The organism is Neobacillus niacini, from assembly GCF_036961885.1.
Taxonomy (GTDB): Bacteria; Bacillota; Bacilli; order Bacillales; family Cytobacillaceae; genus Neobacillus; species Neobacillus niacini_H.
Window position 1 is genome coordinate 114,538 of the sequence record NZ_JBALNQ010000003.1, and the last position, 23,647, is coordinate 138,184.

The 23,647-nt window shown below is 39.3% G+C and carries 21 protein-coding genes and 1 riboswitch; of the genes, 12 read left to right on the forward strand and 9 right to left on the reverse strand.

What is annotated here, in order from left to right; translation table 11 throughout:
• Positions 1-7 precede the first annotated feature (7 nt).
• From V7124_RS02615 to V7124_RS02630, 4 genes are all read right to left on the reverse strand, one after another.
• Positions 8-1,273, reverse strand: coding sequence for an MFS transporter (locus V7124_RS02615; protein ID WP_335485578.1), 1,266 nt, complete (start codon positions 1,271-1,273; stop codon positions 8-10).
• A gap of 14 nt (positions 1,274-1,287) precedes the next feature.
• Positions 1,288-2,610 carry an ectonucleotide pyrophosphatase/phosphodiesterase gene (locus tag V7124_RS02620; protein ID WP_335485581.1) on the reverse strand — a complete coding sequence of 441 codons (1,323 nt, stop codon included), beginning with the start codon at positions 2,608-2,610 and terminating at the stop codon, positions 1,288-1,290.
• 219 nt (positions 2,611-2,829) lie between these two features.
• Positions 2,830-5,202, reverse strand: coding sequence for a DMSO/selenate family reductase complex A subunit (locus tag V7124_RS02625; protein WP_335485584.1), 2,373 nt, complete (start codon positions 5,200-5,202; stop codon positions 2,830-2,832).
• Position 5,203: 1 nt separating this feature from the next.
• A complete protein-coding gene (locus V7124_RS02630; RefSeq protein WP_335485587.1) occupies positions 5,204-5,866 on the reverse strand; it encodes a TorD/DmsD family molecular chaperone in 663 nt (220 codons plus the stop codon).
• A 318-nt stretch (positions 5,867-6,184) separates the two neighbouring features.
• Here V7124_RS02630 and V7124_RS02635 point away from each other — a divergent pair, with 318 nt between their 5' ends.
• The 6 genes from V7124_RS02635 to V7124_RS02660 all read left to right on the forward strand — a co-directional run bounded on the left by V7124_RS02635 (position 6,185) and on the right by V7124_RS02660 (position 12,506).
• Positions 6,185-7,264: a hypothetical protein gene (locus V7124_RS02635; protein ID WP_335485590.1), complete on the forward strand. Its 1,080-nt coding sequence runs from the start codon at positions 6,185-6,187 to the stop codon at positions 7,262-7,264.
• A gap of 90 nt (positions 7,265-7,354) precedes the next feature.
• Positions 7,355-8,470: a glycosyltransferase family 4 protein gene (locus tag V7124_RS02640; RefSeq protein ID WP_335485592.1), complete on the forward strand. Its 1,116-nt coding sequence runs from the start codon at positions 7,355-7,357 to the stop codon at positions 8,468-8,470.
• On the forward strand, positions 8,467-9,243 hold the full coding sequence (locus V7124_RS02645; protein ID WP_335485595.1) for a HipA family kinase: 777 nt from the start codon (positions 8,467-8,469) through the stop codon (positions 9,241-9,243). The genes V7124_RS02640 and V7124_RS02645 overlap by 4 nt, the downstream gene beginning before the upstream one ends.
• A gap of 129 nt (positions 9,244-9,372) precedes the next feature.
• Positions 9,373-10,278: a UTP--glucose-1-phosphate uridylyltransferase GalU gene (gene galU / locus V7124_RS02650; protein WP_335485598.1), complete on the forward strand. Its 906-nt coding sequence runs from the start codon at positions 9,373-9,375 to the stop codon at positions 10,276-10,278.
• A 1-nt stretch (position 10,279) separates the two neighbouring features.
• Complete coding sequence (locus V7124_RS02655) at positions 10,280-11,584, forward strand: UDP-glucose dehydrogenase family protein (protein ID WP_335485754.1); 1,305 nt, start codon at positions 10,280-10,282, stop codon at positions 11,582-11,584.
• Positions 11,585-11,714: 130 nt separating this feature from the next.
• On the forward strand, positions 11,715-12,506 hold the full coding sequence (locus V7124_RS02660; protein ID WP_335485601.1) for a hypothetical protein: 792 nt from the start codon (positions 11,715-11,717) through the stop codon (positions 12,504-12,506).
• Between the two features lie 53 nt (positions 12,507-12,559).
• On the opposite strand, the gene V7124_RS02665 is transcribed toward V7124_RS02660, so the two are convergent.
• On the reverse strand, positions 12,560-12,973 hold the full coding sequence (locus V7124_RS02665) for a VWA-like domain-containing protein (protein WP_335485603.1): 414 nt from the start codon (positions 12,971-12,973) through the stop codon (positions 12,560-12,562).
• 242 nt (positions 12,974-13,215) lie between these two features.
• Here V7124_RS02665 and hutU point away from each other — a divergent pair, with 242 nt between their 5' ends.
• The 4 genes from hutU to V7124_RS02685 all read left to right on the forward strand — a co-directional run bounded on the left by hutU (position 13,216) and on the right by V7124_RS02685 (position 18,101).
• Positions 13,216-14,889 carry a urocanate hydratase gene (hutU, locus tag V7124_RS02670; RefSeq protein WP_335485606.1) on the forward strand — a complete coding sequence of 558 codons (1,674 nt, stop codon included), beginning with the start codon at positions 13,216-13,218 and terminating at the stop codon, positions 14,887-14,889.
• 13 nt (positions 14,890-14,902) lie between these two features.
• Positions 14,903-16,201, forward strand: a complete 1,299-nt coding sequence (hutI, locus tag V7124_RS02675) for an imidazolonepropionase (RefSeq protein ID WP_335485609.1) — start codon at positions 14,903-14,905, stop codon at positions 16,199-16,201.
• Positions 16,173-17,180 (forward strand): agmatinase family protein, encoded by a 1,008-nt coding sequence (locus V7124_RS02680; RefSeq protein WP_335485612.1) that lies wholly within the window; start codon positions 16,173-16,175, stop codon positions 17,178-17,180. The genes hutI and V7124_RS02680 overlap by 29 nt, the downstream gene beginning before the upstream one ends.
• Before the next feature lie 147 nt (positions 17,181-17,327).
• Positions 17,328-18,101 (forward strand): alpha/beta fold hydrolase, encoded by a 774-nt coding sequence (locus V7124_RS02685; protein WP_335485615.1) that lies wholly within the window; start codon positions 17,328-17,330, stop codon positions 18,099-18,101.
• Between the two features lie 25 nt (positions 18,102-18,126).
• Here the strand turns inward: V7124_RS02685 and V7124_RS02690 are convergent, their stop codons facing one another.
• Entirely contained in the window at positions 18,127-18,678 is a 552-nt protein-coding gene (locus V7124_RS02690) for an undecaprenyl-diphosphatase (RefSeq protein ID WP_335485618.1), read from the reverse strand.
• Positions 18,679-19,100: 422 nt separating this feature from the next.
• Between V7124_RS02690 and V7124_RS02695 the strand changes: the two genes are divergently transcribed.
• Complete coding sequence (locus tag V7124_RS02695) at positions 19,101-19,343, forward strand: glutaredoxin family protein (RefSeq protein WP_335485621.1); 243 nt, start codon at positions 19,101-19,103, stop codon at positions 19,341-19,343.
• Positions 19,344-19,364: 21 nt separating this feature from the next.
• Here the strand turns inward: V7124_RS02695 and V7124_RS02700 are convergent, their stop codons facing one another.
• Both V7124_RS02700 and V7124_RS02705 read right to left on the reverse strand, forming a co-directional pair.
• Positions 19,365-20,684: a YheC/YheD family protein gene (locus V7124_RS02700; RefSeq protein WP_335485624.1), complete on the reverse strand. Its 1,320-nt coding sequence runs from the start codon at positions 20,682-20,684 to the stop codon at positions 19,365-19,367.
• Between the two features lie 129 nt (positions 20,685-20,813).
• Entirely contained in the window at positions 20,814-20,942 is a 129-nt protein-coding gene (locus V7124_RS02705; protein ID WP_335485626.1) for a bacitracin ABC transporter ATP-binding protein, read from the reverse strand.
• 80 nt (positions 20,943-21,022) lie between these two features.
• A riboswitch (cyclic di-AMP (ydaO/yuaA leader) is annotated at positions 21,023-21,164 on the forward strand.
• Between the two features lie 128 nt (positions 21,165-21,292).
• On the opposite strand from V7124_RS02705, the gene V7124_RS02710 reads away from it, so the two are divergent.
• Entirely contained in the window at positions 21,293-23,119 is a 1,827-nt protein-coding gene (locus V7124_RS02710) for an APC family permease (protein ID WP_335485629.1), read from the forward strand.
• Positions 23,120-23,151: 32 nt separating this feature from the next.
• On the opposite strand, the gene V7124_RS02715 is transcribed toward V7124_RS02710, so the two are convergent.
• Positions 23,152-23,583, reverse strand: coding sequence for a hypothetical protein (locus V7124_RS02715; RefSeq protein WP_335485632.1), 432 nt, complete (start codon positions 23,581-23,583; stop codon positions 23,152-23,154).
• Positions 23,584-23,647 lie beyond the last annotated feature (64 nt).

Genomic DNA, 23,647 nt, shown 5'->3' on the forward strand with positions numbered 1-23,647 from the left:
AAATGTTTTAATTGTTTATTTGGATTTTTTCATTGGTTTCAGGAACCCGCAGTAAAATGGCTCCGCCAATAATAAATAAAATAACTAAACTAAAAACACCTGCATTTGTATTGCCAGAAATTTGTGCGGTAAAACCGACTAAAGCTGGTCCTAAAATCGAGGCGAATTTATAAAATATATTATAGAATCCAAAGAACTCGTTTGCATTTTCCTTAGGGACAAGCTTGGCGAAATAAGAGCGGCTCAGAGCCTGAATTCCACCTTGGGAGGATCCTACAAGCATCGCTAAAATCCAGAAATCCAGAGTTGTTTTCATGAAGTAAGCATAGATACAAATAATAATATAGATAAAAATACCAACTAATAGCATTCTTTTTCCTGAAAATTTATCTGCAAGTTTTCCATACAAAAGCGCAAACGGAGCAGCAATTACTTGGGTAGCAAATAAAATAATTAACAGATTTGTGGATGAAATACCAAGGTCTGTTCCATAAGCCGTAGACATGGTAATGATTGTATGAACCCCATCAATGTAAAAGAAATAGGCAATAAGGAAAAGGAACAAAGGTTTATAGGCTTTTATTCGTTTAAGAGTTTGAAACACTTTTTTAAAGCTCGTCGAAATTGGTTTTGCTACTCGATCGACATAATAGACTTGTTCTACATTTTTTAACATCGGTATGGTGAAGGTTCCCCACCAAATGGCCGTAATTGCAAAGGCGATTTGCGTGGCCACCGTAACAGACAAGGGTAAAATCTTTTGTTGTGATAATAGAATAAGAGCAATGCCAATAATAAAAGGGATGGTACTTCCGATATAACCCATGGCAAACCCACGTGATGAAATCCGATTCATGCGTTCTTCACTTGTGACGTCTACTAGAAAAGCATCATAGAAAATATTGGCTCCTCCAAAACCAATAATGGTAACAATATAACAGATTAAGAGGATAAGCCATTGGTTACTAGGGACAACTGCCAGCATGGCGGTAAAGGCAATACCAAGAATGACGAAGAAGGTGAATAATCTCTTTTTTAAGCCCCTAAAATCACCTATGGTTCCTAAAATAGGTGCACAAATGGAGACAAGCAGTGTTCCAAAGGAATTTGCATATCCCAAATAGGCAGTAGAGGTAGATCCAGCAAGTCCTGCTCCATTGGCAGCTGCTTTAAAGTACAAGGGAAAGATAGCTGTTGTGATTAAAATCGAGTAAGCAGAATTTGCCCAATCGTAAAAAACCCAGCTTTTTTCTTGCTTCGTCAATCGACTCATAGCGATTTCCTCCTCTAATAGTTGTCAGTTAATGTTAAAAGTTCCTCGATTATTTTTCCATCTGTATTTCCTAAATTTAGACCTAGAAGCCTTGCCAATGTTGGCCCTTCGTCAATAAGGCGCGCCTGAGGAACGATTGTTTTTTTGCGAATACCTTTACCTGCCGCCATAAAAATAGTCGAATACTCTGGCTTCTCAGGAGAATACCCATGGCAGGCTAGGGTGTATTTAGGGTCAGCTAGAACATCTTCACGGGTAATCTTTTTTACATAATCCCCTTGAACATCTTCTAAAAAATAATAACCTTTCTTTGCTTCTACCATAAATACGCAGGAACTGTCTGCCCCCTTTGATGCAGCTTCGTCCCCACTTAGTACTTTTTCAATACCAGCTTCGGGATTGACAAGCAATGAATCTAATAATTCTTTTACTTTAGTAGTAGTTTCTGAATCGTTTCTGTCTTTTAAATAAATATATGCTGAGCCATCACAACTTTTACAGTAGGCTTTCCAATTATTTATCTTCCCTTTGGCATTGATCGTTATAAGCTTTTCTGTATGTAAAAGCACATTTAAATGTAACGCCATGTTCTCATCCAAGGCGCTATGGTCACCTAAGGCAACAATCGTGGAATTTTCATAGATTCCACTCTCTTTTAATGCAGCCAGAATTCTTCCTAGCCGGTCATTATGCCGATGTATGGCTGCAATGGCTTCATTGGATGAAAAACCATAGTCATGACGCTGTGTATCAAGGTCAGTAAAGTGAACCAGTAGTAAATTTGGTTTTTTTGTCTTGATGGTATGTACGGTAGATTCTAAAACAAATTCATCCAATTCAGGCTGATTTATGCCATTACGAAGATGACCAAATCGTTTGTTTAAGTCCCATTGATAACGTGGACTGCCGTTTCTAAGTGAAATGAAAATTTGATTTTGCCAAGGTCGATTTGGAAAAATCTCAGGCAAATTGTAATCAATATTCGCTTTACCTGTCACGGGCCAAAGTAATGCAGCTGTTGTCAAATTGGCCTTTTTCGCTTCATCATACAATGTGGTTCCAGAGATTAAACTTCTGTACCAGTTCCAATCTGGTGAAGACCTTCCTGGCTGGAGAAGGGTATTATTGATGATTCCATGTCGATTGGGATAATTCCCCGTCACAATCGTCGTATGGCAAGGGTAGGTCACCGATGGATAAATGGTTTCTACCTTCTCAACATATGATCCTTTTTCAAGGATGGTCTTAAAGTGTGGTAATGTTCGCAGCAGTGGAAAATCTAATGCTGAAAGACAATCAAATGAAATAACGATTAAATGATTGGTAAGCCGACTCATGTAAAACCCCCTGTGTAACTGTATCTATTAGTACAATTGTACAATAAATACTGGGACGAATTGTTAAATTTTCAATAATTTTAAATCTATTGGAAAATAATGTACGTTTCCGGAATGTTAGAAAGAAGTGGTGACAGGCACCGCAAAAAGACACTTTCCACCCCAGGTGGACAGTGAAAACAAAAAGAAGCCGGTTTCGTCAAGAAACCGGCTTTGCTGTTAGGCTTTTTGGACTTCTACTAGCATGGTTTGGTGGGCGTTGCCTTTTGCTAGCGGGGTTATGCGCTGGCTAGTGAGGACGTTTGCGCAGCCCCCAGTATCGACTCCGTTTTTATCTGGTTTGTACCAGGCACCTGCCTGCATGGCCACAACACCAGGCATGATTCGGGTGGTAACTTCTGCTGGAATCATGACGGTCCCACGATCATTGTATATTTTAATTTGATCGCCTTTGTTTATGCCCCTTGCCGCGGCATCAGCAGGGTTTATCCAAAGAACCTGTTCGGCTACTTCTTTTAGCCATGGATGATTGGCATACATGGAATTGGTTCGATTTCGTCCTTTCCATGTTATACACTGAAGAGGGAACTTAGCTTTTAATGGGTCTTCAGCGCCTTCCCATTCAGGGATATAGATGGGGATGGCAGGTATTTCATTATGTTTCATGTCATATAGGCGTTTTGAGAAAATCTCAATTTTTCCAGAAGGTGTTTCAAATGGATGATTGGCAGGGTCTTCAATTTGATCCTTGAAGGCAATTCTAGGTCCGTCATAGCGCCAATAATGAATCCGTTTCTTCTTGAATTCCTCAAAGGTTGGAGTGCTCGGCTCGACTTTTCTTGTTTCATCTAAAATCCATTTTATCCAGCCAATATCGTCATGTCCTTCGGTAAACGCTTGACCGACACCAAGGCCATCGGCAACTTCAGATAACCAGTCGTAATCTGATCGGGATTCATAGAAATTCTCGACAACTTTTTCAGAAAGGATAATATAATCCCCAGATGCCCATGACTCACCGATATTCCAGCGTTCAAAGAAGGTAGTCTCTGGTAAAAGGATGTCAGCATATTTTGCACTAGGTGTTAAAAAGTGATCACTGGCTACAATGAATTCTACCAGACTTTCATCTTCCAAGATTTGTTTCGTTTTATTGATATCAGGCTGTTGGTTAAGTAAGTAATTACCAGCCAAGTTATAGATTAACTTAATGTTAGATGTCAGCTTTTCACCATTCTTAAGACCATTTTCTGGAGTAATTTTACTAGCATCCGTAATTGCGTCGGTCCAGTTCATTATGGAGATGCTTTCTTTTACTGGGTTTTCTGGGACTGGTATACCCATTGGAAATTTCCTTGGGATCCCGCCATAACCAGAGGCCCAGCCACCAGATACACCAACATTTCCGGTAATGGAAGCTAACATCGTACCGCCACGGGCAATTCTTTCACCACTCGCATGACGCTGTGGTCCCCAGCCTTGAATCAATGCAGCTGGTTTCGCTGTCGCATATTCGCGGGCTAGCTCGGTGATTCTTGCTGCAGGCACTTTGCATATAGCCTCAGCCCATTCAGGTGTTTTCTCCACGCCATCCTTTTTGCCAAATAGATAAGCGACTAACGATTCATTCGCTGGGACACCTTCAGGCATATGTTCTTCATCAAAGCCAACTACATATTTATCTAAGAATTCCTTGTTATGAAGTTTTTCTTTTACAATCACATAGGCCATTGCATCCATAAGCGCATTATCGGTACCAGGTAACAAAGGAATCCACTCATCGGCAAAAGCAACTGCAGTATTGGAATACCTTGGATCAATCGAAATAATCTTGATTCCAGATTCTTTTAGCATTTTATAATAATGAAGGGTATTTCCGAAAATCGTTTCCGATGGATTATGTCCCCAAAGTAGGATTAACTTTGAGTCTTTTAAAGAATCGAGACTGTTTCCGGTTTGATGGGTTCCATACGTAAAAGGAGTGGCGGCAGCAGTATTACCCATACTGACAGAATGGTAATATTCAAGAAACCCGCCTGTTAACGTCATTAATCTTCGTGCGAGCTGAGCGCCCCCAACGGTACCGCCTGTAACGGCTGTACCCTGATGGACATATCTTGAAGCAGGTCCATATTGCTCGGTAATCCGTTTGGTTTCTTTTGTAATGGTGGCAACGGCTTCTTCCCAGGTAATCCTTTCAAATTTCCCTTCACCGCGTTTGCCAACGCGTTTCATTGGATACTTTAATCGGTCTGGATGGTATTGATTCTTGCGATATGAGCGGCCTCTAACACAGGCTTTCATAAAAGGATTTGCCTCATCTAGTTCCTTATCACTGCGTGCACTGATTCTTGTAATGACACCGTCTCTAACATGTGCCTTAATCATACATTTGCCGCCGCAGTCTAACGTGCTGCAGGTAGGAACAATCGTTTCACTTGCTTCAACGATATTCTTATTTTCAGAGAGGTATTTAGTGGACCAAACTCCGCCAGCAATAACCGGTACAGATGCAATTCCCGTCCATTTCAATAACGACCTCCGTGATAATTTACTCTCGCCTAATTTTGTTATCATGTTTTTTTCACTCATGTTATAGAGCCTCCTTCAAGGCAGTGATTAATTCATTTTCTAGGTTCAAGTACTCTGCTAAAAGCTGGGCAGCCCCTTGGTACAATTCAAACGAGGTTGATTTGCTCAATAATTCACAAAAAGAAGGGCACCATTTTAGAAGATGCTCGGTTAAAAAGGAATGCTGGTCTTCTAAAAGTTTTTTCTTTGTTTCAACATCGTCACTCTCGATCGTCTTTTGGATAAGAAAGCTGAGAAATTCTAATTCAATCACTAGGTGGTCTTCAGGCTCGTTCCCTTCGCGAATAAAAGATAAACCATATTGACGGTAACAATCTCTTACCTCCAAGGTTACTTCTTCAAACAATAGGTGTTCTCTTCCTAGATAGACCGATTCCCAAAGAGGTGCTGGCAAAGCGTTAGGTCCGACAAACAGCCGCTTATATTCCTCCTGCAATAATTTGAGGTTTTCATCATCAGCTGCCTGAATTGATTGGATTCCTATTTGGATGAGACGGCATGCTTCGCTGATTTCGCAAAGTGAAATAAACTGTGGATTTTTCAAAAGAGCTAATAATTCCATATTAGGCGACATGTCAAAAATAAACCGAACCAACTGGTTTAGATAATACCTACTATGTAATAAGTGAGATTCATTGAAGTCCGATTTCTCTTCTGTAAACATATAATCTCCTTTCATAAAACCAGATAAATTAATAGTATCTAATAATAATGAGATAAAATGGATTTTTTTTAAATGTTGAATAAGTTTCACTTTTATTTTAACAATATGTGGATTTTGATAATTATTATCATTGAGTGTGAAAGGAAATAAAACAATAGCTGTTTTCTTGGTACATTTTTAGATTTATAGACTGTAGCCTGTACGTTTTTTGCCTTTTTGAATTTACTATAGTAGGCGGTAAAAATCTGAAATTTAACAGTAGACAAGCATGTTCGAATACCTGTGGTACTGCCAACTTGTAAAGGAAGGAGGAAAGATATGTTTAATCAAAAGAATTTAGAACAATGGATGAGGAATATAAAAGTAACAAACTTAGTGAATGCGGATGTTGAAGTGGTAAACAATACCCCATTAGTAATGATGGGAAAGGGGCGCCAAGGTGCTGTTTTCCAATTAACAAATGACATCTGTGTAAAAGTGTTTGGTAATACCGAGGATTGTGACCGCGAATATTATGCGCTATCTCTTGGGCAGCAGACCTCTTTATTTCCAAAGCTTTATGGAAAAGGTCCACTCTATATTGTGATGGAAATCATTAGGGGAGTTGATTTACGCGAGTATTTGCAATCCCAGCCGTTAACAAAGGCACTTTCTGCAAAATTAATTGCCATGTTAGTTACCTTTAAGAAAATTGGCTATGAGCGAATTGACCATCATAAGCGGCAAATTTATTTGCAGTCTGATGGAAGCTTAAAGGTCATTGATGTTGCGAGAACCATTTGGCGTGACCGTGTCTATCCTTACCCACGAAAATTATTGACGTCCTTAGGGGAAGAAAATAAAGCCATTTTTTTGGCACATGTTCAGGAAATGGCCCCGGAATTATATTCGGAGTGGCTCCACTACATCCGAATGGAGGAAATCTCCCGACAAATTACCGCTTTACTTCTTCCACTGGAAACGGATAAAAAGGCAATGAAGAATCTTAGTAATAGTTTGTTGACCACAGCAGATGAAAAAAACTATTTGAATTTGCTCGAAGGTCTAGTTCATAAGGTTTTCAAGGAAGAATGGATTAAAACCATGCTGGCAAGAGGTGCCGATCCGGATGCTGTCATGGCCAAAATTGATAAGTATTGGGACAATCTAGAAAAGGGCTTTGAGGCAAGGAATCCTGTAGAGGAAAGACGCTTCGAAGGGGAAAAACGCTTCGAAGGCGAACGAGGCTACAAAGGAGAGCCGCAAAGAGGAAAACATTTTGATGGGGAAAGAGGTCGTCACAGTAAAGGTGCAAAAGGTGGAAAGCACTACTCGGGTGAAAAATACAATGATCGCGACCGACATGATGAAAAGCGAGGCAAGCATAGAGACAAAGGTAAGGGCAAGGGTAAAAGGTAACAGCGATAACTAACAGTTTTCCCCAAAAAAGGGTCGAGATAGATACTAGATATTTTTGAGGATGCCGAGTAAAAACGAGGAGAAGCGAAAATGAAAGTATTAGTAATCTGGCGTTTGTTGACGGTTGGCGGGGTGAATGCTGGTTGGCGCAATCGCTCGATTTATTTTAAAAAACATGGTATCGATACAGAGTTTTTATACACGACAGATCATGGTGGGCTCCATATTATGGAAGACATAGCACCTGTTTATATAACCAAAGATGAACGGGAAATCATTAAAATTATTCGAGACAATCACTATGATGCCATTATTGTTGTTGACACAGGTGCAGCCTATAAATGGATTCGTAAAGCAAAATATAAAGGTCCAGTCTTGGTAGAGGCTCGTACACCAGAGTTGATAAAGTTAAAGCCTCAATTAAAATCGTTTCGAGGAATCATTCCGGAAACAATCGTCGTTCCTTCTCATTACCAAAGGCGATTAGTTTCGATTCTAACGGATGGAATACCGATTCAAGTTATCTACAATGGGATTGACGCTTCTTTTTTTCGAGCGTTATCCTTTGAGGAAATGAATCATGACAGTGAACCATTCCTTCATAACGGCAAAAAAATTATCGGCTGGATTGGCAGATTGGATAAACGTAAAAATTGGCAAATGCTTCTTGAAGTGGCCATGCAAATCAAAAGTCAGCGGGATGATATAGAATTTTGGGTCATTGGCGGGGCACAAAGTGTTCAACGCGAGGAATTTGTCTCCAAGTGGCAGGAAGAGCAGCTTACTGACATGGTCAAGTGGTTTCCGATAATCCCTTATCAGCAAATGCCGCATGTTTATGCAAAAATCCGTAAATCTGGTGGCTGTACACTGGCAACGACAAAAACGGAATCCTTTGGGAATACCTTTATAGAATCAATGATCTGCGGTGTTCCTGTCGTTGCTTCAAAAATGATGCCTGTCACAGAATTGGTTAATCATGGAGAGCACGGGATGCTTTTTCGTGGCCAAAATGTAGAAGATGCAGTCAAACAGATTACGAGTATCGTGGATAACCCAGCTCTTCATCAACAAATGTCAGTGGCAGCGATGGCTCGCGTCCATGAAAAGTTCGTGATTGAAGTGGTGGCTGAGCAATATGTGCATTTATTAAAAGAAATAACTGGAATCGAGTCAGTTGATAGAAATGAGGTGAGCAGCGATTGATTAAACCAATTGCCTATAAAAAAATCCTAACAGGGAAATCGAATGCTCATTTGATAACTTTTGATGATGGCTGTGACTACGCTGTTAAATATTCCCAGAAGGGATTTGAAAAAACTCTTGCGAATGAGTGGATCTCCTACTGCCTTGGTCGATACCTTAATCTGCCAATACCCTTTGCCAAAATCGTAGAGATTCCACAAGAGTTCTCCCTTGGTATTCCTGAGCTTTCTCATATGGCAGACACCAAGTCTCAATTTGCAAGTCTTTATGTACCAGATTGTTTTGATGGGCATCAAGTGACAGATGTTCCTAGTATTTCTAACCGGGAGAATCTTGCTGGTATCATCTTATTTGATTATTGGATGTGCAATCGCGATCGAACAAGGAAAAACATCATCTTATGTGATGATGCACAAAATTCCTATCATTTGTGGATCATCGACCATGCCGAGGTATTTGCTTCGTATAATTGGGGACAAGAGGATTTAGAGTCGCTTCCGATTACGATTTTAAAAAGTGCAACACATCAAATCATGGCCTATTTTATCGAGAAAGAGCAGGATTTTTATGAGCAGCTAGAAATCATTCAAGAGATACCGATCCATTTAATAGAAGAAATTGTCGCAGTGATTCCAGATGATTGGCAGGTTACGAGTGAAGAAAGAAAAGCAATTGTGACTACATTGGTGACACGGCGAAAAAGAATTCTTAAAAAGCTGATGGAAAGGTTTATTAAAAGAGTTTATCAACCAATACATGCAAATGATGAATGACTCCCTTTAAAACATTTGTTTAGGGAGTTTTATTTTTAAAACTAAAAAGATATTACTAGGTTACTAACGTGACCGGAGGTTGTCCATTCGCATATAAAAGATTAAGGAGATAAGGAAAGGAGGCAGCATATGAAAATCCGCAAGGCCATTATTCCTGCAGCTGGCCTCGGAACAAGATTTTTGCCAGCCACGAAAGCACAGCCAAAAGAAATGCTGCCGATTGTTGATAAGCCAACCATTCAATATATTGTTGAAGAAGCAGTCGCTTCTGGGATTGAGGAAATTATCATCATCATCGGCAGGGGAAAAAGATCGATAGAAGATCACTTTGATAAATCGTATGAGCTTGAAGATACTCTTTATAAAAAAAACAAACTTGAAATGTTAGCAGAAGTTCAAAATATATCAAACTTGGCAAATATCGTTTATGTCCGCCAAAAGGAACCAAAAGGGCTAGGACATGCGATTCTATGTGCGAAAAGCGTTATAGGCGATGAACCATTTGCTGTTTTACTTGGCGATGATATCGTGATGTCGGAAACCCCTTGTTTAAAGCAGATTATCGATGTTTTTGAATACTATAATAGTTCAGTGGTAGCCGTTCAAACTGTCGCTGATAAGGATGTAAGCAAATATGGAATTATTAAGCCTAAGGGGACGATGATAGAATCGGACCTATTCCATATTGATTCGTTAATAGAGAAGCCTAGCCTTGATGAAGCACCTTCTAGATATGCCATTATGGGACGTTATGTTTTGAGTCCGGAAATATTTGAGATTCTCGAGAGGATTCCAACGGGCCGCGGCGATGAATTACAGCTGACAGATGCCATCAATGAATTGAATAAACAACAGGCTGTTTTGGCCTATAACTTTACAGGCAGCCGTTATGATATTGGCGATAAAATAGGTTTTATTAAGGCGACTATTGATTTTGCATTAAGCCGGGCGGATATTAAAGAATCTGTCTTAGCCTATTTACAAGATTTGAATAAAATGAAAAACGTTCAAAATAGTAAGAAAGAGATTGATTGATATGAAGATTGCTGTTTTAGGTACAGGCTATGTAGGGCTGTCAACAGGTGTTTGTTTGTCCCAAATCGGTCACCAGGTAACATGCTTAGATATAAATGAACGAAAGATTAACCAATTACGACAAGGAATTTCCCCTATCTATGAACCAAATCTCGAAGAATTACTAACCTCCAATATGGCTGCAGGCAGATTACAATTTACTACCTCTCAACCCGAAGCTTTGGTTGATGCAGAAATCATCATCATTGCAGTGGGTACACCACAAGGTGATGATGGTGCAGCTGATCTTACCTATCTAGTACAAGCCGCAAAAGAAATAACATCCTATATAACACAAGAAACCATTATTGTGATTAAAAGTACAGTGCCAGTTGGAACGAATGCTGTTGTAAAAAAATTAATTGAAGATCGAACAGGTACGACGGTAAAAATGGTGTCCAATCCTGAATTTCTCAGACAGGGGTCTGCGATCGAGGATACGATGAAAGCCGACCGAATCATTATCGGTTCTGAAAACGAACTAGCTACCAGGAAAATAGAAGAAATGTACCAGCCATTGAATGTGCCAGTGATTGTAACAAGTACAAAAAGTGCTGAAATGATAAAATATGCTTCGAATGCATTTTTAGCCACAAAGATTAGTTATATTAATGAGATGGCTAATTTATGCGAAGCGGTTGGTGCAAATGTTGCAGATGTTGCCCGAGGAATGGGAAAGGATAGGAGGATAGGAGAAGCGTTTTTAAATGCAGGAATTGGCTATGGCGGCTCATGTTTTCCAAAAGATGTGAAGGCGCTGCTTCATACTGCTGAGGTAAACGGAGTGGAATTTCCTCTATTAAAAGAGACAATAGCTATTAATGAGCGTCAGCGCGAATGGTTAGTTGCCAAGGCATTAAAACGATTTGGGCACTTGAGTGGAAAGAAAATTGCCATGCTTGGCTTAGCCTTTAAACCGGAAACAGACGATATGAGGGAAGCGCCATCGATTCCTATATCCGCGGCATTATCTAAATGGGGTGCTGAAGTCATTGCCTATGATCCCGTTGCCACTGAAAATGCAAAAAAGTTGCTGGGTGACAGTATTAAATATGCTGGTTCAATTGCTGAAGCGGTTTACGAAGCAGACGCCGTGTTCATCGTAACAGAGTGGAACGAGATTAAAAATCAGGACTTGGTGGAGATGATTCGGAACATGAAAGAACCGATCATCTTTGACGGTCGAAACTGCTTTTCTGAAGATGAAATTCGAGCCTGCAGTGCTATAGAATACTACCCGATCGGAAAACCATCAATCATCATATAAGTTAAAGGCATGATTTCTTGCAATGAGATTTATAGCAAAAATCATGCCTAAGCTTTTTTCATTACAAGTAATCTTTGCTACAATAAATAAGTGAGCCAATCAAAATACATAAGAAATACGGTGATAATATATGGTTATTGAACATGAGCAGTTAGAGCGGAGTAGTTTGACTCGTTATGTATCTCCTAAGGGAGATTATGAAGGGTTTCGTGATGAGGAGCATTATCGCGAGAAGCTAAAGGAGTGGGGGCTTTCGTCTGCGAAGGAGGCGAAGCGTGAGTTTTTATTTAAGGAACGGAATTATCAGCGTGTTGTTACAATTAAAGGATACGAAACGTACGGGAAGTTAGATGAGTTTAATACGCTGGTGATTGAGTTTCAGGATGGAAATCTCTGCTGTATTCACCCCGCTTTTCTAAAAGAAATGCAAGGCTCCAGTTTTGGCAAGGAAAGCATGCTGCAATTAGAAGACAAGGATTTCAGTACAGAGGAGCAAGTTACTGAATCGAATGTAAATGAAGAAAAACAAGAACCAAAACCTGAACCTAAAAAAGCAAAAGCAGCAAAGCCAAAAAAAGAGAAAGAACCAAAAATCGAACTTCCATTAGATAAAGTCCATTTTACGGCCTCAGTAAAACAGTTTGCGCTTACCTATAATCCATTTAACGAAGAAAACGATGAAGTGGTCGTACTTGAAAATGTCCAGATTGTACAAGAGCCAGCGATTGAGTTGGGACTAGCATGGTGCAGTCATAGTAAAACGTTAAAAAAATTCGAATTGGCACCAGGCGATCAGCTTGAATTTGACGGGAAAGTAGCGAAAAAGAAACTCGCGAAGGGTAAGGACGTGGAAGAAGAATTTATGGTAAATGCTGCCGTGATCTATAAAGTCAACAATCCATCGAAAATTAGTAAAAGTTAATGAAACTGCAACTCCTCAACAAGATAGTTGAGGAGTTTTTCTATCGTTTTACACTATACGATTTTAAATACCTTTCCAAATGGTGCTTTTGGTACAAATTCAGTCGGAACGAGCCAGTACATTTCATAGGGCACTTTTTCCATGTCCTCGGGTAGAAAGCCTGTTAAGTCGGTGATATAGAACAGTGTTTCAATTTGTTCCTCTTCAGCCCATTCCAATGCCAAGGTATAGGAGGCTTTCCCGTGGGTATGATAGTTTATTTCTGTACCTTCCGTAATATGCTTTATAGTTCGTATTTTAAAATCTGCTTGAACGACTGTGGTTTCAGGTTTTAATTCTTTGAAAAACAGTAAGACTTTTGCGATAAGGTCAATTTTTGTTTCCTTTGTTGAGGTGTCCACGACTATTGCTAGTTTTTTATCTTGACGATCTTGGACAATTTTTAGAAGATTTTTGTGCCATTTCATCCTTGTTAGTTCCCCTCTCGTTTTATAGCCACAAAAATTATTATGCTCATATTGAATCGGGGAATTCTAATGAAATTATTGCAAATCATGCATAAGAAAGTAAATCGTAAAATACTTGTAGATTTTAGCATGGAAGGTATACTTTTATTATGTAACGAGTATTTTTTTTAGATCGGGGACAGCATCAGGAAAGGTTAGTAAACGATGAATTTCACCAATTCGTATTTAAAGGAGTGTGTGTGATGGAAGCAAATACAGCAAAATCAAGAGTCATTAACAATTATAAAGGGACAGAATTACATGCAAAAGGCTGGATCCAAGAGGCTGCATTAAGGATGCTGATGAACAACCTTGACCAAGAGGTAGCTGAGCGCCCAGAGGACTTGGTGGTATACGGTGGAATTGGTAAGGCAGCACGTAACTGGGAATCCTACGATGCGATTGTTAAATCCTTGCTAGAACTAGAAAGTGATGAAACATTGCTAATTCAATCTGGTAAACCTGTAGCTGTTTTCAAATCGCACAAGGATGCTCCGAGGGTATTACTGGCAAACTCGAATTTAGTTCCAGCCTGGGCAAATTGGGAGCATTTCCATGAACTAGATAAAAAGGGATTAATGATGTACGGGCAAATGACAGCAGGCAGTTGGATTTATATTGGAACACAAGGAATTGTCCAAGGGACTTATGAAACGTTCGCTGAGCTTGCACGCCAAGAATTCAATGGCTCGTTAAAGCATACGATTACATTAACAGCAGGTCTAGGCGGCATGGGTGGAGCACAGCCATTAGCAGTAACGATGAATGACGGTGTCTGCCTCGCCATCGATGTTGATGAGACTAGAGTTGACCGTCGAATTGAAACCGCTTACCTCGATGTGAAAACGCATGATTTAGATGAAGCTATCACTCTTGCAAAAGAAGCAAAGAAAGCTGGAAAGCCACTTTCGATTGGTCTTATTGGAAACGCTGCCGAGATTTTACCGATTATGATTGAAAAAGGCTTTTATCCGGATGTGCTAACAGACCAAACGTCTGCACATGATCCATTAAATGGTTATGTTCCAGTGGGTTTTAGTTTAGAAGAAGCTACTAAACTCAGAAATGAAGATCCTTCTAAATATGTAAAGCTAGCAAAACAAAGTATGGCTATTCATGTAAAAGCGATGCTGACCCTGCAGCAAAAAGGCGCAATTACTTTTGACTACGGTAACAACATTCGCCAGGTCGCGAAGGACGAGGGTGTAGAAAATGCGTTTGATTTCCCTGGCTTCGTTCCGGCTTATATTCGACCGCTATTCTGTGAAGGAAAAGGTCCTTTCCGCTGGGCGGCATTGTCTGGAAATCCTGAGGATATTCGTAAAATTGATGAAGCACTCCTGCGTGAATTTAAGGAAGACGAGCATCTTTGTAAATGGGTGAGAATGGCACAGGAAAAAATCAGCTTCCAAGGACTTCCGGCACGGATTTGCTGGTTAGGATACGGAGATCGTGCCCGTTTAGGTAAAATCATTAATGACCTAGTTGCTTCTGGGGAAGTTTCAGCACCCATTGTTATCGGACGTGACCACTTAGATGCAGGTTCGGTTGCTTCTCCGAACCGAGAAACCGAAGGCATGAGGGATGGAAGTGACGCAGTATCCGACTGGCCAATCCTCAATGCAATGATCAATGCAGTCGGTGGTGCAAGCTGGGTTTCATTACATCATGGTGGTGGAGTAGGTATGGGCTATTCCCAGCATTCTGGAATGGTGATTGTTGCCGATGGAACCAAGGAAGCAGAAGTTCGTTTACAACGTGTATTAACCACTGATCCTGGTATGGGTGTGGTTCGCCATGCTGATGCAGGATATGAACTAGCTATTAAGACAGCAAAGGAAAAAGGTATCAGAATGCCAATGCTGAAACAAGACTAAGGAGTTGAACCGGGTGAGTAAGCCAATTTTTATAAGAAATGCTTCTCAGCTCGTGACATTAAAGGGGAGTTCGCATGCTCCCCTTGTAAAGGAAAAGATGTCTGAGCTAGGTATGATTGAGAATGGCAGCGTTTGGATTGAGAACGGAGTCATTAGTGATGTAGGAAAAGACGAGGTGCTTTTTGAAAAATATGAAGATCGTTTGGGTGAAGCGGAGATAGTGGATGCAAGTGAAAAGCTTGTAACTCCAGGACTTGTGGACCCTCATACCCATCTTGTTTTTGCTGGAAGCAGGGAAAATGAGTTTAATATGAGGCTTCAAGGTGCTACCTATATGGAAATCATGAATAGCGGTGGTGGTATTCATGCCACTACAAGAAGGACAAAGACTGCAAGTCATGAAGAGCTTTTTGAAGAAAGCTTTGAACGCTTAAATCAATTCCTTCGCCACGGGGTGACAACCGTCGAAGCGAAAAGCGGCTATGGAATGGAATGGGAAACGGAGCGTAAACAGCTAGAAGTCGCGAAACGATTAAATGAAAAGCATGTCATTGATGTCGTCCCTACTTTTATGGGTGCCCACGCCATACCAAAAGAGTATAAGGACAATCCGGATAAATTTGTTGAGCTGCTTATTAATGAAATGATTCCAAAGGTTGCAGAGCTGGGATTAGCAGAATTTAATGATGTTTTTTGTGAGCATGGCGTTTTTACCCCTGAGCAATCAAGGCGGATTCTTGAAGCAGGAAAGAGTCACGGATTGATTCCGAAAATCCATGCGGATGAAATTGAACCATATGAAGGGGCAGAACTAGCATCCGAGGTTGGGGCGATTTCTGCAGACCACTTATTGAGAGCATCTGAAAAAGGAATGAAGTCGATGGCTGCAAGAGGTGTCGTCGGCGTGCTGCTGCCGGGTACAGCTTACTTTTTAATGGCGGAGTCTGCCAATGGCAGAATGATGATTGATTTAGGTGTGCCGGTTGCTTTGTCCACCGACTGTAACCCTGGTTCATCTCCAACTGTATCCATGCCATTTATTATGAATCTAGGCTGTTTAAAAATGGGGATGACGCCTGCAGAGGTTATTACTGCCGCAACAATCAATGCAGCACACGCAATCAATCGCGGCCAGGAAATAGGCAGTTTAGAGGTTGGAAAAAAAGCCGACATTACGATGTTTAGTGTTGATAATTATATGAAGCTTCAATACTCTTATGGAGTGAATCATACACATACAGTAATAAAATCAGGAAGAGTCGTTGTAAGAGGAGGGCAATTAATTGAAGAGCTTTCTCTATCCAACCATTAATCCTCCAAGCTTTACATGGGTGAGACCAGAAAGCGGGGAATGTTCGAAGGTTCATGAATGGATTCAGCCGATTACTGATTTGACTAGTCTTGAAAAAAGCAAGGACGCAGAGGTTGTGATCCTCGGTGTTCCTCTGTCTCGTTCATCCATAAGCGCTTCAGCAGCTTCTGAATTTCCTGAGGCCTTCCGACGCTCATGGAGAAGTTTTACTACCTATAATCTTGATGAAGAAATAGATTTGTCTGAGATGACCGTATTTGATGCAGGAAACGTACCCATGCATGTGACGGATATCTCAAAATGTCATACCAACATCATCAATGCATCGGCAACAATACATCAGCATTTTCGGCATTCTAAGGTATGTGCCATTGGCGGTGACCATTCTATCACAGCTATGATGGTCAAAGGAATGCAGTTAGAAAAGCCTAATGAAAAAATTGGTATTTTGCAATTTGATACCCATTTTGATTTGCGAGACCTGTCAGATAATGGTCCATCTAATGGAACACCAATGCGTAATTTAATAGAGAGCGGAGTGGTGGAAGGCAGGAATATGTACAACATCGGCCTGCATGGCTTCTTTAATACGAAGGATCTAAAACAGTATGCAGATGAAAAAGGAGTCAACTATTTTACACTCCGTACAGCTAGAAAAAAGGGAATAGAAGAAACCGTACAGCATTGCTTAGATGAGTTATCTTCAAAGGTGGATACCATCTATTTAACCGTAGATATGGATGTATTAGACATCGCCTATGCACCAGGTGTACCGGCATCAACGCCGGGGGGCATGACAACAGAAGAACTGCTAAATGGAGTACTAGCAGCTGGCCGCCATCCAAAAGTAACAGCAATGGACATTGTCTGCCTCGATCCCTTGAGGGACACATTTGTTCAGCCGACTGTCAAACTCGGAACACATGTATTCTTAACCTTCCTTACGGGAGTTATGCTTCGACAAAATGCTAGCAACTAGATAACGAGTTGATAGCATTGGTGACAGGCACTAATAAAATACAAATGTCGCCTCGGGCGGGAATTTTTTTTTTGGTGGGAGAATGAAAATGGTGGTGTTATGTGGATACTACCATTTTAAAGGAATTTTTTATTTTGGGGTGATTTTATGGCGATTTTGGAACTGGAGGGTGTTAGCTTATATTTTTCAGTTAAGGGGGAAGGCAAACCGATTGTTTTTATTCATCCACCTTTACTTACTAATGAAAACTTTAGATATCAAATGGAAGAACTATCCAAGGATTTTAAAGTTATTACCTTTGATTTTAGAGGTCATGGGAGAAGTCTTTATTCAAATCAACCGATTACTTATCCGTTAATTGCGGAAGATATGAAACATTTGCTGGATCATTTAGGGATAGAAAAAACATTCCTATGCGGGTATTCGACAGGAGCTTCTATTGCCTTAGAATTTATGCTGACTTATTCTGACAGAGCCTTAGGAAGTATTTTAGTAAGTGGAATGTCAGAAGTAAGTGATTTTTATTTGAGGAAAAGGATTTCTTTAGCCGTTAAACTTGCTAATCCTCGAACACTTTCTTTTCTAGCCTATGCCATTACATATGGCAATTCAGATTCAAAAGAGACATTTACGATATTGTATAATGCAGCAGTAAAAGGTGACGCCAGGAATATTCATCAATATTACCAATATAGTTTAAAATATAATTGTACAAATCAATTAGAAAATATCGATCTTCCCATATTATTGGTCTATGGGAAGAAAGACAAATCATTTCATCGGTATGCAAATCTTTTAAAAGAAAGATTACCAGGCAGTAGTTTAAAGTTCATTGATAAGGAAAAACATCAAATACCTACAAAAGCAGCTGGAGAATTAAACCATTTGATTATCGATTTTGTCCAATTACATAACGAGTAACCAAATTAAGGAAAATTGAAGTGATTTATGAATAGTAACGATTGTAGGTATGGATTACTCGGGTAATGATGGGATCCCAAAAATTTGATAAAAAGTTTACCCATAAAGCAACTATACTTCCTATCAAAGCGCTGCCAATAATATCAGAGGGATAATGCTGTCCCATCCAAATACGAGATAAACCTGCTAGGAAGGCTAATAAGGACATGATACAACCTAATGTGCGTTTGTAAAAAAACACTGAAATTGCTATCGCAAATGCTATGGTCGTGTGTTTACTAGGAAATGTAGAATCTTTTTTTGACGGCACTGGTGCTAATAGATTAACCCAGTGCTTTGAAAATGGACGCGGTTTGAAATAAATAAATTTAATAACACTGGTAATCAGTAATGTAATGAGGGCAGAAATTCCTGCAAATGATGTGATTCTTTTATGAAAGTTATTTTGAAGCCACATGATTACCAATAAAAACGCAAAAACATATCGGAGTTTCTTAGAAATCATGATCATAAAAATATCAACCAAATGATACCTTCCTGTGAATTGATTTATTACTCTAAATATTTTATCGTCCATGATAATGCCTCCTAAAATTGTGCTGACAATATTTTTTCCTTAAAATAACTTAATATGTAGGCGGTTTCCTTTTGAGGATTAGGGAAATTTTTTGTATTTCTTGGGAAAGCGCAAGAACAGACATTTCCTGAGTTCTTTTGTCAATTATTGTTGTCGTAATAAAGATGGGAAATAAGGATATTCATGTATAGTGTCTAACAAAATATTGCTTTCATCGAAAATAGTGAGGGAAAAGTATGAAGATTGTCGTAATTTCAGATGCATATTTACCAAAAAGAAAATCTATTGAACAGATTTGAAGGGGAATTATTAATTTTTAACTCGTAGTCGCCAACAGACAAAATAAGACAGAAGCAGTATTCTTTCGGAGTGTTCTCCATAAATGATAAAATAGCAGAGTGTAGAAGGAGAGGGAGATATAAATGTCGCAAGGAGTCATCGTCTATACTACAAATGACTGTATTGAGTGCACGATGGTCAAAAAAGTTCTTACTGAGGAAGGTATTCCTTTTGAAGTGAGGGATATTTCAATAAACGCAGATTATCAAACAGAAGTAGAGAAGTACGGCTTTCTCGGTGTCCCAGTTACTGTGTTAGGAAATAAAGCAGTTAAGGGTTTCACCAATGAGCTTAAGGAAATAATGAAAATAGCAAAAAAGAGCTAATTGGTTAGCTCTTTTTTATCTTTAAAAACCTGCCAGCTTTTTAGCGTAAAGCAAATTGGTCTTTAGAATTTCATAGTAAAGATCGGGATCGCCAGCTACTAATGCCATCTCGTGTGATGGATGGCAGTGATCAATATCAGAAATCCAGATATCACCTAATTCTCCAATTGTCATATCTACGGCTGCATTGGCAAAATGAACTCCCATGCATTCAATTTCTTTGAGAGTGTCAATCGCAATATGGATTAATTCCTTATAGGTCAAGGAAGCTAGTAAATCACTCTGATGTAAGAAGTCTTTTACCATGCCTTTTTCAAAATTAACCAAAGGCTGAAATTGCCCGCTATTATTTTCAGATTGTTCTCCTCTCGTAAACAGCCCCATAGCCTGCCATTGTCCTAACTGATTTTTAACCGTTACGATTCGTACTGAGATTGTTCGATAACCTGTTACATCGATTGATTCCTGGATCAGGAATTCACCTGCTTTAAAATATTTACTAAAGATAGAATAGGCTTGGTCACGATTATTAAATTTGTAACTCTTCGTTGCCATTTTTTTTAGATTGGTGATAACAAGAGTGGTCGAGTCCTTTAAAAGTACTTTTATTGCCGAACGATTAGCACAGTTTAATGGTTTGACCGTTAGATTTGGGAATTTTTTTAAAAAGAAGTAAAGGTCTTGAGGTGAACCATAAAGAATGGTGTCAGGCAGATAACATTTTACCCCAAGAGAACTCGTCAATTTCTTATGAATACTCCATCTATTAAGGTTGAAATCGTTAAAAACCACATTACCTACTATTTTTTTGAAATGATGAATCCAAGCTGAGCTCACAGAAGAAGTCATCACAAAGATAGATGCTGGATATGGGTAGGTTCCTTCCTCCCATTGTTTTGCCTGAGGATTGTAAAGATATCCCTTTACGGTATGGTTAATTTTATCAACATGGTCAAGGGAAAAAACAAGAATTGCCCCCTTAATCTCCCTGTAATGGATGATATAATCCCGTAGATGACTAAGATTTTTCTTGATCGAACTAAAATAATAACCAGCAAGTAAACCAATAAAGGGTCCGATTTGGATTTCGCTGCCAGACTGCTTGATTTCTAGCTGGCAATGCTGAGGTATGTTCAGCCTGTCCAAAATATCAATAGATAGGCTTGCCCCATTTGATGGCAGTTCATCAGAAATGTCTACAGTCGTTTGAAAGGTTTTTGCACCAAATCTGATGTTTCTAATTGTAGGTCGAGTAATTCCAATTGATTCTGCAAATTTGTGATGAAGAGTTAATTTTCCTTTTGTATGGTTGTCACTCGATAGCAGTATAACATTTTCCATTTTAATTCCCCCAACCATTAATACTGATAAGTTATTATATGTACCAATAATCAATGTTGTTTTAAAAATGGGGGGATTCCTACAAATTGGACAAGTGTCCTATTGTTATCCTGAAATATGAATTAAAGATCATTTTTCATTTTCATCATTCTTGTTATCTTCGATTTGTTCCTCGGTTGTCCCTGATAATAGATTGATTTCGTTCGCCAATTCGTCTAAGAATTCATCTGATAATAAGGGTTTCTTCCTTTTAGACATATTTTTCTCCCATCTTAAATTTATTAAAAAATAATAATTTACATTTGAGAAACACAGGAGTATGATAATCACAGTTTCATATTTCTAAATCGCTGAGACCAATTGGTGCGGGGGAACCATTCACATGGATAGTATATCCAAGGGGTGAATCCTTTAAAAAGGTAGGGCTACTCAATGGCCCGAATCCGACAGCTAACCTCGTAAGCGTTAATGAGAAGGAAGGTGGAGCTTGTTGACAGAGCATATATGTCTACAGGTCTATTAACTTTGACTTGTAGGCATTTTTTTGTGTTTTTTTGGCAAGTTAATAGGAAAGAATCACATTTTTTATTTACTCGGGAGTGGAACCAATGGTTTCTTCAATCAAAAGATTTTTAATTGGCCGACCTTTAAAGTCAGCTGAATTAGGGGAACAGAAGTTAAATAAAACAAAAGCGTTGGCCATTCTTTCATCTGACGCATTATCATCAGTGGCATATGGTCCGGAACAAATATTAATTGTGTTAATTACAGTCGGGGCAGCTGCCTTTTGGTATTCGATTCCAATTGCAATCGGTGTTTTGATCTTGTTAACAGCATTAATTTTATCCTATCGACAAATTATTTTTGCTTACCCACATGGCGGTGGTGCTTATGTAGTATCGAAGGAAAATTTGGGTATGAACTATGGCCTAATATCGGGCGGCTCCTTACTCGTTGACTATATCTTAACCGTAGCGGTAAGTGTTTCAGCTGGAACAGATGCGATTACATCAGCCTTTCCTGCACTACACGACCATAATGTGGCTATAGCAATTGTTTTTGTCTTATTAATAACAACTTTAAACTTAAGAGGAGTTACAGAGTCTGCTTCTATTTTAGCATATCCAGTCTATTTATTTGTTCTCGCTATATTCATTTTGATAGGTGTAGGAATTTACAATGTTTTATCAGGTCAGGTTCCAGCAGCATTACATACTCCAGTTGGTACGCCTATCGCAGGGATATCCCTTTTTCTTCTTTTGCGGGCATTTGCATCAGGCAGTTCAGCACTAACTGGAGTAGAAGCAATTTCAAATGCGATTCCCAATTTTAAAGATCCTGCCCCTAATAACGCTGCTAAAACGTTATTAGCAATGGGAGGATTACTAGCTATATTATTTTCAGGGATTGTATTTTTAGCCTATTATTTTGGAATTACTCCAAATGAAAAGGTAACCGTAGTATCGCAAATTGCGGAGGAAACATTTGGGCGGAATTTTATGTACTTCTTTATTCAAGGTACTACTGCATTAATCTTGATTCTCGCTGCCAACACAGGGTATACTGCCTTTCCGTTATTGGCGGTAAATCTTGCAAATGATAAATTTATTCCTAGAATGTTCAAAATAAGAGGGGATCGGTTAGGGTATTCAAATGGAATTATTGTACTATGTTTAGCTTCCATCCTTTTAATCATATTTTTCAAAGGGCAAACTGAGCACTTAATCCCCTTATATGCAGTGGGAGTGTTTATTCCCTTTACATTATCCCAGACAGGAATGATGTTAAAATGGCTTCGTGAAAAGCCACAGGGCTGGATGTCAAAGTTATTTATTAATACTACAGGGGCAGTTATTTGTTTTATCGTAACCATCATGTTCTTTTTAACAAAATTTGCCCAGGTTTGGCCCGTTTTGGTTTTCCTACCCATTATCGTCTTCATCTTTTTCCGTATAAAAAAACATTATGAGGCAGTGGGGGATCAACTAAGATTAAATCCAGAGGCGCCTGCAATTCCGATTGAAGGAAATGTTATCATTGTCCCGGTAGCAGGAATGACGCAAGTAGTAGAAAACACTGTCAATTATGCAAAGTCTCTTGGAGCGGATCAAATACTAGCTGTCTATGTTTCGTTTGAACGAGGTGACGAAAAGAAATTTGAGGAAAAATGGAAACAATGGCAACCGGAAATACGGTTGGTTACCCTGCATTCCCATTACAGAAGTATCATCCAGCCACTGACAAAATTCGTTGACACGATACAGCACAAAGCCAGTGAAGCTAACTATCGGGTTACTGTCATCATTCCACAATTTATTCCAAAAAAGGGATGGCACAATATACTGCATAATCAATCTAGTTTACTCATAAAAGCCTTCTTGTTATATAAAAGAGACGTAATTATCACCACCGTTCCATATCATTTAAAGAAATAAAAAGAGCAGCTTCCATTGGGGGCTGCTCAATTTTAAGTGTTATCAGAATTGTTAAATATACATCCAGGTACCTCAAAGGTCCGGCCGTTAGCTGTTAAAGATATGGAACAGATTGCATCTCCGATAATGGTCCCATTGAGAAAATGAATATTTGATAGAGAAACGATGTCATTAAAAATCACTCCTGATGCTTCTCCTTGTGCAGATACAATTAATCCGATACCGCCGCCTGAAACAGGTTCATAGGTGGGTTCGTCGGGGACAACAGATCTAAAAACAAAGCTATTGTTTGGATTCGCATGATCTCCATAGAGAATGGAAATCGAACAGTTTTTGGAAGAACAATGACGATCACAAATACGTGCTGATACAGTAATCAAGCCGCTGGATGGAAATCGATCAATTAAGGTTTCAACTGGTACAGCTGCAGCGGACACAACTGCACTACAATTACAACTTTCCATAAAACACCTCTCATTAATCATTAATAATTATATATATGAAAGAGCTTGTCTCATCGATTGGACT

What these genes read in the sequence shown, in the direction of transcription:
- V7124_RS02615 (WP_335485578.1), bottom strand. Translation starts at nt 1,273, where the DNA reads ATGAGTCGATTGACGAAGCAAGAAAAAAGCTGGGTTTTTTACGATTGG.
- V7124_RS02620 (WP_335485581.1), bottom strand. Translation starts at nt 2,610, where the DNA reads ATGAGTCGGCTTACCAATCATTTAATCGTTATTTCATTTGATTGTCTT.
- V7124_RS02625 (WP_335485584.1), bottom strand. Translation starts at nt 5,202, where the DNA reads ATGAGTGAAAAAAACATGATAACAAAATTAGGCGAGAGTAAATTATCA.
- V7124_RS02630 (WP_335485587.1), bottom strand. Translation starts at nt 5,866, where the DNA reads ATGTTTACAGAAGAGAAATCGGACTTCAATGAATCTCACTTATTACAT.
- V7124_RS02635 (WP_335485590.1), top strand. Translation starts at nt 6,185, where the DNA reads ATGTTTAATCAAAAGAATTTAGAACAATGGATGAGGAATATAAAAGTA.
- V7124_RS02640 (WP_335485592.1), top strand. Translation starts at nt 7,355, where the DNA reads ATGAAAGTATTAGTAATCTGGCGTTTGTTGACGGTTGGCGGGGTGAAT.
- galU (WP_335485598.1), top strand. Translation starts at nt 9,373, where the DNA reads ATGAAAATCCGCAAGGCCATTATTCCTGCAGCTGGCCTCGGAACAAGA.
- V7124_RS02655 (WP_335485754.1), top strand. Translation starts at nt 10,280, where the DNA reads ATGAAGATTGCTGTTTTAGGTACAGGCTATGTAGGGCTGTCAACAGGT.
- V7124_RS02660 (WP_335485601.1), top strand. Translation starts at nt 11,715, where the DNA reads ATGGTTATTGAACATGAGCAGTTAGAGCGGAGTAGTTTGACTCGTTAT.
- V7124_RS02665 (WP_335485603.1), bottom strand. Translation starts at nt 12,973, where the DNA reads ATGAAATGGCACAAAAATCTTCTAAAAATTGTCCAAGATCGTCAAGAT.
- hutU (WP_335485606.1), top strand. Translation starts at nt 13,216, where the DNA reads ATGGAAGCAAATACAGCAAAATCAAGAGTCATTAACAATTATAAAGGG.
- V7124_RS02685 (WP_335485615.1), top strand. Translation starts at nt 17,328, where the DNA reads ATGGCGATTTTGGAACTGGAGGGTGTTAGCTTATATTTTTCAGTTAAG.
- V7124_RS02690 (WP_335485618.1), bottom strand. Translation starts at nt 18,678, where the DNA reads ATGGACGATAAAATATTTAGAGTAATAAATCAATTCACAGGAAGGTAT.
- V7124_RS02695 (WP_335485621.1), top strand. Translation starts at nt 19,101, where the DNA reads ATGTCGCAAGGAGTCATCGTCTATACTACAAATGACTGTATTGAGTGC.
- V7124_RS02700 (WP_335485624.1), bottom strand. Translation starts at nt 20,684, where the DNA reads ATGGAAAATGTTATACTGCTATCGAGTGACAACCATACAAAAGGAAAA.
- V7124_RS02705 (WP_335485626.1), bottom strand. Translation starts at nt 20,942, where the DNA reads ATGTCTAAAAGGAAGAAACCCTTATTATCAGATGAATTCTTAGACGAA.
- V7124_RS02710 (WP_335485629.1), top strand. Translation starts at nt 21,293, where the DNA reads ATGGTTTCTTCAATCAAAAGATTTTTAATTGGCCGACCTTTAAAGTCA.
- V7124_RS02715 (WP_335485632.1), bottom strand. Translation starts at nt 23,583, where the DNA reads ATGGAAAGTTGTAATTGTAGTGCAGTTGTGTCCGCTGCAGCTGTACCA.